This is a genomic window from Evansella tamaricis (genome assembly GCF_019042215.1).
In the GTDB taxonomy this organism is placed as follows: Bacteria; Bacillota; Bacilli; order Bacillales; family Salisediminibacteriaceae; genus Evansella; species Evansella tamaricis.
The window spans coordinates 1-15,403 of record NZ_JAHQCS010000152.1 but is presented as its reverse complement, the minus strand read 5'-3'; the positions used below and the strand labels follow the sequence as shown (position 1 = coordinate 15,403).

16 protein-coding genes are annotated in these 15,403 nt (G+C 40.6%); 10 read left to right on the top strand and 6 right to left on the bottom strand.

The features are described 5' to 3' along the window. Positions 1-80 precede the first annotated feature (80 nt). From KS419_RS19085 to KS419_RS19055, 7 genes are all read left to right on the top strand, one after another. Entirely contained in the window at positions 81-308 is a 228-nt protein-coding gene (locus KS419_RS19085) for a hypothetical protein (RefSeq protein WP_217067704.1), read from the top strand. A 245-nt stretch (positions 309-553) separates the two neighbouring features. Further along, the gene (locus KS419_RS19080; RefSeq protein WP_217067986.1) at positions 554-877 is read left to right on the top strand and encodes a hypothetical protein; all 324 of its coding nucleotides are present in this window, start codon (positions 554-556) and stop codon (positions 875-877) included. A gap of 132 nt (positions 878-1,009) precedes the next feature. Then, entirely contained in the window at positions 1,010-1,312 is a 303-nt protein-coding gene (locus KS419_RS19075) for a TIGR04104 family putative zinc finger protein (protein WP_217067985.1), read from the top strand. Positions 1,313-1,483: 171 nt separating this feature from the next. After that, complete coding sequence (locus tag KS419_RS19070; RefSeq protein WP_217067984.1) at positions 1,484-1,990, top strand: hypothetical protein; 507 nt, start codon at positions 1,484-1,486, stop codon at positions 1,988-1,990. 149 nt (positions 1,991-2,139) lie between these two features. After that, positions 2,140-2,484, top strand: coding sequence for a hypothetical protein (locus KS419_RS19065; protein WP_217067983.1), 345 nt, complete (start codon positions 2,140-2,142; stop codon positions 2,482-2,484). 310 nt (positions 2,485-2,794) lie between these two features. Then, positions 2,795-3,703: an AraC family transcriptional regulator gene (locus KS419_RS19060; protein WP_217067982.1), complete on the top strand. Its 909-nt coding sequence runs from the start codon at positions 2,795-2,797 to the stop codon at positions 3,701-3,703. 210 nt (positions 3,704-3,913) lie between these two features. Then, the gene (locus KS419_RS19055) at positions 3,914-4,213 is read left to right on the top strand and encodes a hypothetical protein (RefSeq protein ID WP_217067981.1); all 300 of its coding nucleotides are present in this window, start codon (positions 3,914-3,916) and stop codon (positions 4,211-4,213) included. Here the strand turns inward: KS419_RS19055 and KS419_RS19050 are convergent. The 5 genes from KS419_RS19050 to KS419_RS19030 form a co-directional block, all read right to left on the bottom strand. Further along, on the bottom strand, positions 4,202-4,879 hold the full coding sequence (locus tag KS419_RS19050; protein ID WP_217067980.1) for an ABC transporter ATP-binding protein: 678 nt from the start codon (positions 4,877-4,879) through the stop codon (positions 4,202-4,204). The genes KS419_RS19055 and KS419_RS19050 overlap by 12 nt on opposite strands. A gap of 11 nt (positions 4,880-4,890) precedes the next feature. Continuing rightward, entirely contained in the window at positions 4,891-6,252 is a 1,362-nt protein-coding gene (locus KS419_RS19045) for an ABC transporter permease (RefSeq protein WP_217067979.1), read from the bottom strand. 15 nt (positions 6,253-6,267) lie between these two features. Then, entirely contained in the window at positions 6,268-7,590 is a 1,323-nt protein-coding gene (locus tag KS419_RS19040) for an ABC transporter permease (protein WP_217067978.1), read from the bottom strand. A 669-nt stretch (positions 7,591-8,259) separates the two neighbouring features. Beyond that, on the bottom strand, positions 8,260-9,174 hold the full coding sequence (locus KS419_RS19035; protein WP_217067977.1) for a hypothetical protein: 915 nt from the start codon (positions 9,172-9,174) through the stop codon (positions 8,260-8,262). Next, positions 9,155-9,712 (bottom strand): RNA polymerase sigma factor, encoded by a 558-nt coding sequence (locus KS419_RS19030; protein ID WP_217067976.1) that lies wholly within the window; start codon positions 9,710-9,712, stop codon positions 9,155-9,157. Before KS419_RS19030 ends, KS419_RS19035 begins: the two co-directional genes overlap by 20 nt. Before the next feature lie 346 nt (positions 9,713-10,058). Here KS419_RS19030 and KS419_RS19025 point away from each other — a divergent pair, with 346 nt between their 5' ends. Continuing rightward, positions 10,059-11,258 (top strand): DUF4085 family protein, encoded by a 1,200-nt coding sequence (locus KS419_RS19025; RefSeq protein WP_217067975.1) that lies wholly within the window; start codon positions 10,059-10,061, stop codon positions 11,256-11,258. Positions 11,259-11,420: 162 nt separating this feature from the next. Here KS419_RS19025 and KS419_RS19020 read toward each other — a convergent pair whose 3' ends face one another. Next, positions 11,421-12,518, bottom strand: coding sequence for a citrate synthase/methylcitrate synthase (locus KS419_RS19020; protein WP_246594279.1), 1,098 nt, complete (start codon positions 12,516-12,518; stop codon positions 11,421-11,423). 123 nt (positions 12,519-12,641) lie between these two features. Between KS419_RS19020 and KS419_RS19015 the strand changes: the two genes are divergently transcribed. Continuing rightward, positions 12,642-13,526 (top strand): LysR family transcriptional regulator, encoded by an 885-nt coding sequence (locus KS419_RS19015; protein WP_217067974.1) that lies wholly within the window; start codon positions 12,642-12,644, stop codon positions 13,524-13,526. A 279-nt stretch (positions 13,527-13,805) separates the two neighbouring features. Then, positions 13,806-15,224 carry a family 43 glycosylhydrolase gene (locus KS419_RS19010; protein WP_343215095.1) on the top strand — a complete coding sequence of 473 codons (1,419 nt, stop codon included), beginning with the start codon at positions 13,806-13,808 and terminating at the stop codon, positions 15,222-15,224. The last annotated feature ends 179 nt before the right edge of the window (positions 15,225-15,403 follow it).

The following is a 15,403-nucleotide window of genomic DNA, read 5'->3' as shown; positions in this document are numbered from 1 at the left end:
GGGGAGGATTGTTCAATAAAATTAATCCCTTCTTGTTGTAAGAAAACTATTTTTAACTAAGCATTAAAGGAGAGAATTTTTTGTTTTCATATTTGATAATTTTTATCTTACTAATAATAAGTTTTGCAAGTTTTAGTGCAGCAGAAAAAGCAAAGAAAAAAAGAACAAGTTTAAAGTTTACCTTTAGCGTTACTTTAGCTGTAATGCTACCATTTTTAGTTGAAGGAACTGTACTATATGCTTTGTCTATCGTTCTTTTTACAACACTCCAGTTTATTCTTTATGATATTGGATTGATGGGAAATTAGAGATAAATCACTCTACCTTCTTCAACCAAATAAGTGCGATAGCTCAATAATCTATAGCTGACCCTTTTAAACAAACGGGTTGCGTTAGTTCGATAAGCAACTATGAAAACAATGGCACGAAAAACTTATTCTGCGTGCCATTTTAATCTGCGAATGATACTGTGATTTTAGTTTTTTGAAACCTTTTATCAGAATATTCGTAAATAATGATGATGCAGCAAAATCTTGCTTCAGGAGGAATAGTAATGCCAGACAAGATGGTGATTTGTGAAAAGTGTTCGGGAGTAATTAAACATAGAGATGATTTAGTAACAGCGGTTTTAATATATGCTGTCGTTCCTTATCATGAAAGGTGTTATGCAAATGACATAAAAGGAGCAAAATCATTCATTTTAAACAATCAACCTCTTAATGGATTTTCAGGTAATTTAGTTGTTATCTTATCAATAATTATTGCGTTTTTATGGTTACTTTTTAACGACAGTAAATGGTTTTCAATCTTAGTACTCTTACCAATCAGTTATAGGCTGTATTCTTATTTAATTTATGAAATACATACAAAAAAATAAGTTGCTTGATAGAATTCAGTAACCTGAAGCGATAGTACAAGATACAGTCGTTTCAGTTATGACGCTAACTGGGTTCTAATATTAAGCTAAAGGTAGGATAGCTAAAAGATTATTTAAATGGGTGGTGAAGGAATGCCTAAATGTCAAAATTGTAATAAACGATGGAGTTGGAAACAGACGTTGAAAAGTGGATTTGTATTTGATACAGGGATGAAATGTCCATTTTGTGATTCCAAACAATACACTACTAAGAAGACTAGAATAAGATTTTTTCTATCATTGGTCGTTATCATACTGCCTATGATTCTTCCAGCATTTTTTAATATTTCACCAATAATCTCATTAATTTTAATTTTTGTTCTGGGAGCATTGTTTCTACTGATTAATCCGTTTTATACTGAATTATCTAATGAGGATCCCACACTTGGGAAATAAATTAATTTCTCAGTAACAGCGTACGTTAGTAAAATTACAAGCTGTAATAGAAGCAGCTTGTTTTTTTATACTACAAACTCGAAAATACTGCTAAACTAACAGAATTTTGCACAATAAGAGCAACGAACGAAAGATATTCTACGTCTAATAGTAAAAGGGGGAACATTTTTAATGATCATCACTCCACAAAAAATAATCCTTTCTATACTGTCGTTATCTTTAATACTTGTAGCTGGTTGTAATCATACACAAGATAACACGAATCAAAAGATGCCAAATGATTTTAATTTCAGTCTTACTTACGGAACATATGGAAAACAAAAAGTAGATACTTTTACTAATGTCGTAGTGAAAGACCTTGTTGAAGATGGAACCATCGAAGCTAACATTTCACTCACCCAAAAAGAAAAACAAGCAATTTACAATGAGATGATGAAAATAAATATAATGGGTGAATTAAAATTGGACAAAGAAAAAGAGTGTGAAACCGAACCAGCCTCGTTTTCCCAATGGAACGTTAAATCAAATGAAGAAACAAAAAGCTTTTCCTATACAACTTACTGTGAATACCCTGAAGATGTTCTAAACTTAATTAAACTAGAAGAGTATATTCATGAAGTTGTTTCTTCTAAAAAGGAATACATTGCTCTACCAGAAGCAAAAGGCCATTATGAGTAATATTTTTCTTCACGTAAGGGTGCGGTTGATAACCAAGCATTTATTTTCGATATGATCCGAATGGTTTATTGTATGATGAGTAACACATTTACCACCATCTGTAACAATTGTTAAGTGAAGTTAGTAATTGGATGATTTGGAGGCATTTTATGAAATTATTATGGTTAATTCTTACGTTAGTTCCTGCACCATTTCTCTTTCACTTTTTTGAATATGGACAACACATTGCCATTGAACCTCCATTTCTATTTTTAGGTTCCATGCTATATGTTGTAATAACAGGTGTCTTAGCTGGTAAAATAAAAATTCGATACATGATATTGGTCAATATGATTGCAGGGATTTTATCATTGCTTTTAGCTATGTATTTTATTCCTGACGACGGTGCTTGGTTTAAGCCATTAAGTAGGGATTTGGTGATTATTATCACTGCAATTGTTTTCTCAGTTGGACAATTGTTAGTAAGTCTTCTTTCAAGAAAGAAGACTTACTAACAATATACTTACTAGTAAAAATGGTAGCGTAGCGTTCCTGTGTTAGTAACAGGGACGCTTTTTCATATTGGTATACGTACATATAGAAGAGAGAACTCCGTATTTTGATTTTGGGGTATGGGGAAGGTAACGGTCTCTCTTTTGACAAAGTACCTTCCCCAAGGTCACTGAAAAGTTGTTTTATACTTTTTCAGTGGCCTACATTCCTCTGTTTTTCTTTCAAACACAGCAATCTGGGATAAGAAAACGGCTAATGGAATTGTTATGATGTAAGTATCCTAGGTAACTCTTTTAATAGAGGGGGTTTTTAATGAACTATGTCCAACTGATCCAAGAAACGTTAGACTTCATTGATGAAAATATTATGGAGGAAATAACAGTTGAAGAATTAGCTAACAAAGCAGGATTTTCCACGTATCATTACTATCGTGTTTTTGCTAGTTTTGTAGGTATGCCAGTAATGGAGTATATCACGAGGAGAAAGCTTCAGTTTGCCCTTAACGACCTCCGAAATGGTAAAAAAGTATTGGAGATCGCTTTCACTTATGGTTTCGAAACCCATGCAGGTTTTACAAAGGCTTTTAAAAAATCCTTTGGATACCCACCTAGTTTTTATCGAATCCATGCGCCAATTAGTATGCCACAACGAATCAACTTATTAAAACTAATGGAAAATAGGACAGGAGGGGTTTTAATGCAACCTAGAATTATGGAAAGGGAAGCATTTAAAATAGTAGGTTATGAATTCAAAACCACATTACGGAATAATGCCCATTCAAGGGACATTCCCGCTTTTTGGGAGAAATGTAATATAGAAGGCAAGGAATCGAAGCTCTATGAAACACAACAACCACCGAGGCATGGAGAATACGGAGTATGTGTCAATACAAATATGGAATCTGACGAGTTTTCTTACGTGTTAGGTGTTGAGGTGACCGATTTTCAAACGGCGTTAGACGAAATGTATCAATTAGACATTCCAGCGGCAACGTATGCTGTTTTCACAACACCACCTGTTAAGGACGAGGAATTCGTCGCCTCCATCAAAGGGACTTGGAAATACATTCTGGAGGAGTGGTTTCCAAGTTCCGGCTATGAGATCGATGACACGAAGCTAGATTTTGAGTTTTATGATGAACGCTGCCATCCTTGGGAATATGATAAATTCATGATGGAAATTCACGTCCCAATCAAAAAAGTAGCCTCGAAAGGACAATAACTTAAAAATGAATACCCCCATCATCTATTTGTAGGCCAATGAAAATGTATACAACCTTTTTAGTTCCTACCTAATCGTTGCGGGGCACCTCAGAAGTGACAACTGAAGTCAAAGAGCGGACTGCTAGATACTTCTTCGAATTCGCTGTCCAACGAGCGTTTACTTCAGTGGCAGCACGCGAGCGACGCTGCCCTTTGAATAGACTACGAGTTGCCTCAACAACGGACAGGACGTCCTAATATCGGGCATGCCACAGGACGTGGCGCTTTGCCCGATGAACGGACAGGACGTCCTAATATCGGGCATGCCACAGGACGTGGCGCTCTGCCCGATGAACGGACAGGACGTCCTAATATCGGGCATGCTACAGGACGTGACGCTCTGCCCGATGAACGGATATTCGAGCGGTGCTTGTATAGGAAGAGGCACTGCCCCACGCTCGTGAGCCTAAGCGCTTGCTCTTTTCTTATTTTTCCACGGAGTCCCGTTCCCTTTTTCTTAATCCTTTAACTTCTGAATAAAATGACCGTGGGTTAATTCAATAACTTGATCTGCAGCTTTAGCAATGTCTTGGTCATGTGTAACAATAATGACACATTTTTGTTCATCGTGGGCGAGACGTTTAAATATGTCTATTGTCCCTTCCGCTGTTTTCTGATCCAAATTTCCAGTGGGTTCGTCAGCCAAAATTAAATCGACGTCACTAGCCAATGCTCGTGCAATTGCTACCCGCTGCTGCTGTCCTCCAGAAAGTTTACGGACATTTCGATTGGCTTCCTCAACCGTTAATCCTACTTGTTTTAATGTGTTAATTGCGTGCTCCTTTTTATTAGCTACTTTTGAATTCGCTATTTCGATTCCTGTGAGGACATTTTGAAATGCTGTTAAATAAGGGAGTAAATTATAAGACTGAAATACCATCGCTCGCTTGGACTTCCGATAAGTGCTATATCCTATGTCATTTAAGTCTTTCCCCTGGTAGCATACCTTCCCCGTTTTGGGAACGTCCAGTCCGCCAGCAAGAGCCAACGACGTCGTTTTTCCAGAGCCGGATGGACCTAGGAGTGCATAAAGCTTTCCCTGTTCAAAGGAATAATTTGCGTTTTTCAGAATTTCGACCGTCGCCTGGCCATCTTTGAAAAAATAAGATACATTGTTAAACTCCAGTATCGTCATTCATTCTCCCCCTAATCTCTTTTCGTAAGAATCCTCGCAGGTTGTAATCGTACAATCTTCCAAGTTGGAAGAGCGGAAGACAGTAGAGCGATAAGTACTCCAGTACTAAGAAGCCAAAGGATGACTTCCGCAGACACCTGAACATCGATATCGCGAATCACTTCCACTCGTTCGGTGCCGCCAAGACCTAACGTTTGGACCACGTCAATTTCACTTCCTGTAGATTCCATCACGAAGCCTGCTTCCTGCTCTATCAAATAAGTGCCGACATAATCGCCAATGACTGCGCCTGTTGGGATTGCTAATGCAAAAGCAAGGAGGACGATCACCAGTGTTTCTGTCATCAGTTGTCCAAGTGCTTTGCCCTTGCTTTCTCCTAAAGAGAGCAATACACCGAGTTCTTTCATTCTTCCTTTTACGGAGAGCATGATAACCAAGGACAAGAGCACCACTCCGGTGAAGAGAACAATGAGAATGGCGGTCTGAATGAAAGCAGCGATGATTTCCAGAGGACCAGCCATAATTTTGTAATAGTCAGAACTCGTATGGAAGGAAAACGTTTCATAGTCGAGTGAACTTGCTTCTTGCGCCTCGTTGATGAAAGGCTGCAACTGATTTGGCGATTTAAAGAAAAAGACAGCTTCCTGGACGTCATCATTTGATGTTAACGTGGATGGAAAGGGAACATATATCTGATTCCAAGGAAGTTGTCTTATAACTAGAAGCGGGGAGGTTTCATCAAATTCGAGGCTCGTTTCATAGATACCGATAACCTCAAACAGCTCGCTTTGATCAAACTCACGAATTTCTATCTCACTGCCAATATCTAAATGATTTTTATCACCCAATGTTTTTTCAATAAGGACAACATTTTTCCCCGTATCTTCCTGTGTGACATGTCGGCCTTCCACCAATCGGTGCGTCCCATTTCGAAAATGAGGGACGGTTTTACTGGATAGAACCTCATTCATGGTAATATGATCTTGCCGTTCGTCGCCTCCTGATATAATTACGTCCTCATGGTCCACCACGACAGGATAAAACCCTACTGGATTGACAGAATAACTCTCCGACACGTGGTAGTCTATAACATTGTTGAGTTGAGCTAATGATTCGACCTCGCTCATCGGAATGAACTCGTATAAGATTTCCGAATCAAACGAAGTAGATTCCATCGCTTTGATGTAATCATATTTCAGTGTGATTTGTGTTCCGAGTTTTGCCCGCGCCCAGTCGCTTGATTGTTGAACGGCATGTTGAATGGATAAAGCCGCAAGTACAAGATTACCGATTATAAATAGGAGGAGGAGTAAGGCGATGCTCCTCCCTTTGTAATTCCATAAATACAAGAACGCTCTTTTGAAAAAATTCATTCGTGTTCCTCCTCGTTAATCATAGCTTGCTAGGATCATTCTAGGTTGAAACCGTACAATCATGACGATCGGAAGTGTACTTGCGAGAACAATAATCAATAGAATGGCAGCAGGAACTGTAGTGATCGTTTCAGGTGACAAGGTTATCTGTATTTCCTCCAGTGGTTCCACATCAACACTGGTCTCGGTTACAACCGAAAGCTCATGCTCTACAAGATAACTTGCAGTCAAATGGGATAGAAGATGCCCGGTGCCAAGAGAAAGGAGGATGGCCAAAGAAGCGATTAATACCATTTCGGATAGCACCTGTCCACAGATTTTCACACGGCTTTCTCCTAAGGCGTATAGTATTCCAATTTCTGTTGTTCGACCCTTTATCGTAAAAATCATGAGCATACCGATCATGATAACTCCGGTGCCCGTCACAAGGTATAGAACCATCCTGGAAAATGACGTAACGTTGCCTAACGCACCTGTCATCTCTCCCAAAAGTGTGTCCTTGGCAGTCAAGTGATAGTGTGAAAAATCAATGTTGCTCTCATTGTGGGCTTCCTTGATAAAGGCATCAATGTCTTTCCCACTTGTCATGTAATAGATAACCTCCCAGACGGAATCAGGAGACAGGCTGTTGTCAAAAAGGTGGGCCTGGGTATAGGGTATATAGAGCGTATTAACAGGATGAGACATATCAAGCGGGTAAAACGCCTCGTGATCTTCTTGTTCCATGACTCGTTCATAGATGCCAACAATGGTGAATGAATGCTTTTCCATTGTTGGGATGGATGATAAGGTGATCGTATCTCCAAAAGTTAATTGATTTATCTCAGCAATTGTTTTTTCCATAAGGACGACATTCGTGTCCCTATCCGCCTCTGTTATGTGCTGTCCGTCTACTAATCTAGCATCCTCAAAACGGAGATCAGAGCTTCTGACCCCCTCTAGTAAAAGATCAGGATTCCGAAATTCATCGTCATCCAATGTAGGCGTGTTCGTACTGACTCTTTTCGCTTCAAAACTATCTGCGAGTGCTGGAACATCGGATATGTAATTAAAAGCAGTAACAAATTCCGATTCGTTTAGAGATTGTGTTTGGGAAAGCTGAACTGGTAACAAGTTTGTGGTTGTTGTGGTTTGTTCTGTGTGGCCTAATATGACTTCGTTTCCAAGCTGTTCCCTCGTCCAATCGTAAACTTGGTCTGCGCCTTGCTGGATAGACAGACTCATGATCACTTGGTTTGAAATAAGAAATAGGATAGCAAATAGCAGTATGGTTCTGCCTTTGTGATACACGATGCTCCAGAATGCCCGTGTGATAAAATTGATACGACCACCTCCCATTTCTTTTTCTAAAGGTATAACAAGTAAAGAGGGGGAAATGTGACATAAAAGATGTACGATATCTCATTTAACACGTGGAAAGAAAGAGTGAAGAAATTTGGATAATTATATTAATTTAGATGGTAGGATGAATGTATTGTAAGGTTTTAAAAGGAAGTCTATATTATTTCAGCATACTATCGTTTTATTTCAAGAGAAGACTTCAACTGGACGGAAACATCTAGTGTACAACAATTTCTAAAGGGGGAAAGGCACGAAAAGTATTCTTCATGCCTTTTGTAATGTGAATGATTCGTTAGATAGCAGCGGATACGATCTTGCGTGGGAATTTTTTAAAAGATAAGAATTTATAAGTTTTTTGCACCTTCGGGCAAGTTGTCTAGCTCCAGCGCCTACTCGCTGCGGGGCACTTCGGAAGTGACAACCGAAGTCAAAGAGCGGACTTCTAGCTACTTCTTCGAATTCGCTGTCCAACGAGCGTTTACTTCGCGAATATGCTTCGAGTTGCCTCGACGGATACTCTTCAGAGCGATGCTTGTAGAGGAAGAGGCACTGCCCTACGCTCGTGACCAAAGGCGCTTGCGCTTTTCTTAACGACTATTAAATTCACAGGTAGTCTAGTTATTTATACATTAAAGGGTTAAGTGGTAATCGCCTAATAAAACACAATCACTCCATTTTTTCAGCTATGATTATTAACTCTTCCTTCGACAGAGCGTGTTCTCCCTCCACTGTTATCCAGTAAGCGAGTTCCACCTCATCAATTTCTTCGATCCAAAAGAGAGACGGTTCACCGTTTTCCACGTAATAAAATCCTTCTAGCCCACGTACTGTAACCTTTTCTACACTTGCCATATCTTCCAACTGAATACCCAAATGGTTGACGTCATTTTCAATAACTACAAAGGAGAGAGCCCCTTCGCCTCGTGTATAGTCATAGGCAACTTTGGAGGTTACAAGACCGTCACCTCTTTCAATAGGTTGTGTGACAAATGGTTTTTGTGTAGTTTCAGCTTCCCTTTCGATTGCTTCTCGGACTGACATGTCAAAGTACTTTTCCATCAAAGTAATTTCCCCTTGGTCAAAAATAAATTCGTCGGGGATATAAGTTGGGAACCGAATGTCCGTAAATGGGGATGTGACCGCTTCTTTCATACGGTCCAACGTTTTATAGGAATAGTTATAGGAACCCAATATCCAGTAGGCAGATCCTCCTGGAGGGACATCCCCTTTAAAATAAAACATGATCTTTTCGTTCTCGCCAACCTGTTTTTCCGCTTCTTCTAGACTTCGATAGTAATCCTCAAATCCATTTTCATCGAAACCTAAGTTTTCTTCTTCAATAATTTCCACTAACACTTCTCCATCCTGATTCATCAGTTGCAGGACGTGGGTGGATGCATAGGCCGCGCCGCCAAACAGAAGCATAAAGCAGAAGCTTATGATAGCAATTTTGAGTGGTCTTCTCTGTCTTTTTTTTTCTTGCCTCATATAGATTTGTTTCATTACCTTGTCTTTGATATCAATGTCAGGATGACCGGTGTTGCTCATTCTTTCCTTTAAATCACCAGACGTTTTTCTCATATTCCTTCCCCTCCACTTCCTCAAAAACTCTTCTAATTTTCTTGATCGCCCGTTCGTACCTCTTGCGAATGGTGACTTCATTCGTGTGAAGGAGGGTACTTAACTCAGAATAGCTTTTGTCTTCTAGTATTTTATACACAACGAGACTTCGGTCGCGCGGAGGCAGTTTCTGAAGTGCGTATTGTAAGGAATCTTTCAAAATCCAATTGTCGATGTCCTTCTCATGTGATCCATCAGCATCTAAGCGGAGCCAGTGCATAATTTTATGATGAAATAATTGCTTTCTTTTAATATGGTTCAGACATGTATTGTGGGCAGTTTTATAGAGCCAGGCAGAAAAGGAATCAATCGGTTTGTATTGATCTATTTTCTCAAAAGCAAGGAGGAACACGTCCTGGGTTATGTCTTCCGCTTCTTGCCGGTGTCCTAGCATACGAAAACAATAAGTAAATATCCGATGCTGATACGTTTCAATGATGATCTCAAATTTAGCAATGTCCCCGGCTTGAACTGCGACTACGACGTCATGTATTTTCATCGTTCTCTCCTTTCTTTCCTAGTTAATAGATATAACAACTTGACGGTAGGGTTTGTGACAAAATGTAAGTAATTTATTTAAACTAATAAATTCATAGATTCTAATCAGTGGGTTATTAGGAATTTATGGTTCAATACTATAATCATAGCATCAGTTTGTGAACCTATGTGAACCTATGTGAACCTACCCAGTGAACATGTGAAATCAGAGATAGTGACCTTACCTACCCAGTGAACATGTGAAATCAGACTTATGAAATTGGACATGTGAAAATTTTGTTTCCGATACTCAAATGAATGAAGTAAAATATCAATAATAGCTACATATTATACTGCCGAGGTGCGCCATGTGGAATATATCGAAAGAGGTAAAGGAACGATTTCAGAAGTGTAATCTTCTGCCTATCCATGAATCCGATGAGGAGTGGGAGATTGTATTAAGAGAAGCGGAGGAGGAAGGAGAAGACATCCAATCCCGTCTCAAAGAAGAGCTTGATGAAGGGAAGGAAGAATTACTTGAAACGATGCCTAGCCGTTTTATCCCTTATGTAGAAAATAGCACAATAAACCAACCTACTCTACCGAAGGACGTGAGGGAAGATTATCTAAATTGGATGCGGGAAGCGGATAAGGCGTTTGAACAGGTGATGGAGGCAGCTTCCCAACAGACAAAGACAGCGACTTCATTTTTGCCAAAAGAAGTGCAAGATGTCTTTGAAGAAAGTTTACATGACGCGATAATAGAACGCATCAAACGTGAGGATAATACCCTCCATCTTTATCTCAATGCAGATGGCGGGTTCTCGACGAAAGCATACATTCACCTTATTTTTCACAATGTCGAATCAGAGAAGGCAGATGAACCCGTTCAAGTCGGTCAATGGGTGGTCTATGATGAGTTACGAAAAACAGAAGACGGATTTGCCTTTCGCATCCTTTTCGATTGCCCAGAAGCGGAGTGGACAATTGCGATGAAGGGAATGGATGCGGCCTACTATTATCGACCAGTTGCTTACACCACATTGGCAAATGAGGAAACGTTAAATGAGACAAGCATTGAGGAGTATGTCTCGCAGTTGAATCCAGATCATCATTATTGGCTGATAACACCACACGTGACCAGTGCAATCAAGAAGTTATCAGACGACGAGATGCAGCTTGAAGACGGAAAGGTCTCTTTCGGAAAAAATATGTTGGTGGTCAGTGTCGGGGATGATCTTTTCCGATATGATTTAACCGAACATAATCCGATTGCTTTTATTTTTACCGATGTTTTTGAAGATCCATACGAGGAATTTCATGAATCGGTAGCTGTGGAGCTGCTAGAGGAGGCAGCTTTGAGTGATGAATTATTCATGCAGGCACGGGCGTGGAACACAATGTATGCAAGACCTGAGGAATTATCAGAAATCATCAATCGAGTGTTGCTGAAAATGGAAGTGACTGAGGAAAATGAAATGATGATCAGCGTCTTTTTGAATCATTTCAGGGAAAGTGGAGTGCTGACAGAAACGGTCGTTGAAAAATTCAGTGAGTTGCTAGAGTAGGGAGACTGTATTTTTAATGGCGGCAAATAAAAAATCCCTAATTGCCATTCTCGTTTTCATTATGTTGGCAGTATTGACGCTTGGATGCTTTGGTCAAGTGAAAAAAAAAGAGAGACCGTTATCGTGATTGCTTATCGCTCTCTCTTTTTTTTCGCGCCAAGGTCAACTAGGTATCTCCCCGACATACTCCGATTGCGGACGGAATATCTTGTTGTTATCCGCCTGTTCAATGACATGGGCAGTCCACCCAACAGTTCGGCTGACAGTAAACGTTGGTGTAAACAATTCCGCAGGCATCTCCACTGCCTTTAACACCGCTGCAGCATAAAACTCCACATTCGTATATAACCGTCGACCTGGTTTAAATTCGTCGAGTAATTGAATCGCCGTTTTTTCCACATGATAAGCAAGGTCCAGCCAGGCATCTTCGCCGATCAGTTCAGAAGTGATGGATCGTAACGCTTCTGCTCGTGGATCGGTTGTTTTATAGACACGGTGACCAAACCCCATGAGCAATTCGCCCCGCTCTAGTTTTCCACGAATATAAAGTTCTGCATTCTCGAGTGATCCAATCTCGTCGAGGAGCTGAATGACTTCTGTTGGTGCCCCGCCGTGGAGTGGCCCTTTCATTGCCCCGATGGCACCGACGATGGCAGATGCAAGGTCCGAATGCGTAGAAGTAACCACCCGCGCAGCAAAAGTGGACGCATTCATTCCGTGCTCCATTGTCAAAATCATGTAAACTGTCAGTGCCCGAATATGTACATCCTTTGGCACCTCACCAGTTAACATATAGAGATAGTTCGCCGTGTGATTCAGGTTATCACTTGGTTTAATGATCGGAAGGTTGTGTTGCTGGCGATAACGATAGGCGACGATGACCGGTGTAATTGCGATGAGCCGGATCGCCTGATCGATGTTCGGCTTCCATCCGAATTCCGATCGCCCAAGAGAGGAGATAGCCGTTCTTAAAACGCTCATCACTTCCATATCCTCCGGCAGTTCGTTTAAAATCCGGATCAAGTAAGCGGGCAGATGGCGATTCTCAGCAAGTTTACATTGAAATCCATGTAACTCTGTCTTGCTTGGCAGCTTCCCGTACAATAATAAATAAGCCACCTCTTCAAACGAATAGTTAAGTGCTAAGTCCTTTGCTAAATAACCTTGATAGATCAACCTGCCATTTTCTCCATCCACCATGCTTAGTCGAGTTTCTGCTGCCACGATGCCAGCGAGACCAGTCATTTTTAAATCTCCCATGTATCTTCCTCCAGTCAATTTTTACTTTGTGTCTATTCTAATACAGGTTTATAATTATGAATAATAAATAATTTCTATTAATTAATTATGATTCATAATTAATTAATGCTGGAGGGGTTGTCAGTGGATATAAAGTGGCTGAAAACATTCGTGACCGCAGCGGAATATGAAAACTATCGAAAGACATCAGAGGTTCTATTTATTGCTCAACCTACGATAACAGTACATGTTAAAAACTTAGAAGAGGTCCTAGGACAGGAGCTTTTTAAAAAAACCGGCCGGAATGTCTTTCTCACACAAGCGGGCAGACGGTTCCTTCCCCATGCGAAACAAATACTGGACGATTACTATCAGGGCATACATGAAATGGAAAGCTGGAAGCAAGGATATAAAGTGAAGCTCGTGATAGCCGTTTCACCGTTGATTGCCGCCTCGATCTTGCCGTCTATCTTACGGCGATTCCTTGAGAAAAATCCGGAAATTGAGGCAGTTATAAAGGTGAAGGAATCGATTGAAATAGGTGATACGGTCGCAAATGGTACAGCGCACGTGGGCCTGGCGAGAATAGAGCCCTTTCATCAAGAACTGCATGTCGCTGAACTGTACAAGGACCAGGTCATCTTAGTGACGGCGCATGACGGCAGAGACGTGGAAACTGCCCCGCCTCTTGAGATGGAAGAACTCATCCATGAACACCTTATTTTAACGCACAACCATCCGGGCTACTGGGATGACCTGCTTGCGGAAATTGGACAAAAATTTAGTCGCTATAGGACAATGGAGGTTTCTCAAGTCAACATTACAAAGAAATTCATTGAAGAAGGATTGGGAATCTCTTTTCTCCCACGCTCGTCGGTAACGAGAGAGTTGATGGAAGGACGCATGCTGGAAGTCTCTTCAGAAGATATCCCACTTCCGCAAGCAGCAACCTATCTTATCTATAAAGAGGAAACGAGGGAAGTTGCTCTTTTTAAGGAGTTTTTACGGGGGTTATATACGTTTCGATAGCAGGATTGTACGGTTAAGTTAATGCATTTTATCTTATTATATTTACATATACGGACAAAAAGAATATTATAGCCTTATGCTGAACTTCTATGATTCAGGTACTTGTAAATCAATATGAAGAGAACGGGTGTCTGGTTAGTAGATTATCACGACGAGCATCAAGGTCAACTAGCTGCTTAAGGTTGTTGGTTTATATGTGCACCTTATTGTTATCGCTTTCAATTTTCTTGGATGAGTATTTATTATTGTTACTACATAAATAAAATCGAGGTGCTTACAGTGGACAAACAGAAAACGCAAGGACTCAATCCATATTTACCATCTTGGGAGTACATACCCGATGCGGAACCGTATGTTTTTAACGATAGGGTCTATATTTATGGCTCTCACGATCGTTTTAACGGACATGTATTTTGCTTGAATGATTATGTATGCTGGTCAGCACCCGTGAATAACTTGGGCGACTGGCGCTATGAAGGTGTGATTTACAAAAAAACAGATGATCCTTTAAATCCTGCTGGAAATATGTGTTTATATGCACCGGATGTCACTGTCGGACCAGACGGAAGGTATTATCTTTACTATGTTTTAGATAAAGTGCCTGTTGTATCTGTTGCCGTTTGTGACACGCCTGCAGGCAAATATGAATTCTATGGATATGTCCATTATGCAGATGGAACGCGTCTCGGAGAAAGAGAAGGCGACCAGCCTCAATTTGATCCAGGTTTATTGACTGAAGGAGATAAGACGTACCTTTATACTGGTTTTTGCGCAAAAGGGGATAAATCGAGATATGGCGCAATGGCAACCGTTCTCGGACCAGATATGCTGACAATATTAGAGGAACCAGTTTTCATTGCACCAAGTGAACCTTATAGTGCAGGCAGTGGTTTTGAAGGTCATGAGTTCTTTGAAGCACCATCCATGAGAAAGATTGGAGATACGTATTATTTAGTCTATTCCTCCATCGTGATGCATGAGCTTTGTTATGCGACGAGTAAAAATCCGACGAAAGGTTTTGAGTATAAGGGTGTTATTGTAAGCAATAATGATCTTCATATCGATACTTATAAACCGGCGGAAAAACCAATGTTTTATGGCGGTAATAATCATGGAAGCATCGTCGAGATGGAAGGGCAATGGTATATTTTTTACCATCGACATACAAACGGTTCAAGCTTTTGCCGTCAAGGATGTATCGAGCGGATTGAAGTGCTAGAGGATGGAACGATTCCGCAGGTGGAGATGACTTCGTGTGGTTCCAATGGTGCTCCGCTAATCGGGCGCGGGGAGTATCCGACATATCTGGCTTGTAATCTGTTCCATAAAGATGAGGCAATGTATTCTGGCGGTTTATGGATGGACAGCCAGTTCCCGAAGATCACCCAGGATGGGAAAGATGGGGATGAGGAAACGGGATATATTGCGAATATGCAAGACTCAGCTACTGCTGGATTCAAATATTTTGACTGTCAAGGTATAACGAAAGTGAAGATAAAGGTACGTGGATATTGTAAAGGCGTTTTTGAGGTGAAAACCGCATGGGATGGAGAAGCACTTGGTGAGATTCCAGTTGATTTTACGAATGTATGGACCGAGTACACCTCTGACATCGTTATCCCAGATGGTGTTCAAGCATTGTACTTCACTTATCGAGGCGACGGAAGTGCAGGTTTCGCTACGTTTACATTAGAATAAATGGATTTTTGAGAAAAAAATGGGTGTTGTTCTGTGCTAAATTAGGGATGGAATAGCCCCCATTTTTAGGTGGGTTTACTCTATTTTTATCATTTTCCGACAGAAGACTCCCTCTTCAATCGTGTGAAGGGCGAAGCCCAACGATAAGGGGGAGATGAATGTCGGTTAGGCGATAGCCT

Excerpts from the sequence above, each read along its gene's own strand:
- KS419_RS19025 (WP_217067975.1), top strand. The coding sequence starts at position 10,059 with ATGTGGAATATATCGAAAGAGGTAAAGGAACGATTTCAGAAGTGTAAT.
- KS419_RS19080 (WP_217067986.1), top strand. The coding sequence starts at position 554 with ATGCCAGACAAGATGGTGATTTGTGAAAAGTGTTCGGGAGTAATTAAA.
- KS419_RS19075 (WP_217067985.1), top strand. The coding sequence starts at position 1,010 with ATGCCTAAATGTCAAAATTGTAATAAACGATGGAGTTGGAAACAGACG.
- KS419_RS19030 (WP_217067976.1), bottom strand. The coding sequence starts at position 9,712 with ATGAAAATACATGACGTCGTAGTCGCAGTTCAAGCCGGGGACATTGCT.
- KS419_RS19065 (WP_217067983.1), top strand. The coding sequence starts at position 2,140 with ATGAAATTATTATGGTTAATTCTTACGTTAGTTCCTGCACCATTTCTC.
- KS419_RS19040 (WP_217067978.1), bottom strand. The coding sequence starts at position 7,590 with ATGGGAGGTGGTCGTATCAATTTTATCACACGGGCATTCTGGAGCATC.
- KS419_RS19070 (WP_217067984.1), top strand. The coding sequence starts at position 1,484 with ATGATCATCACTCCACAAAAAATAATCCTTTCTATACTGTCGTTATCT.
- KS419_RS19060 (WP_217067982.1), top strand. The coding sequence starts at position 2,795 with ATGAACTATGTCCAACTGATCCAAGAAACGTTAGACTTCATTGATGAA.
- KS419_RS19050 (WP_217067980.1), bottom strand. The coding sequence starts at position 4,879 with ATGACGATACTGGAGTTTAACAATGTATCTTATTTTTTCAAAGATGGC.
- KS419_RS19020 (WP_246594279.1), bottom strand. The coding sequence starts at position 12,518 with ATGGGAGATTTAAAAATGACTGGTCTCGCTGGCATCGTGGCAGCAGAA.
- KS419_RS19045 (WP_217067979.1), bottom strand. The coding sequence starts at position 6,252 with ATGAATTTTTTCAAAAGAGCGTTCTTGTATTTATGGAATTACAAAGGG.
- KS419_RS19035 (WP_217067977.1), bottom strand. The coding sequence starts at position 9,174 with ATGAGAAAAACGTCTGGTGATTTAAAGGAAAGAATGAGCAACACCGGT.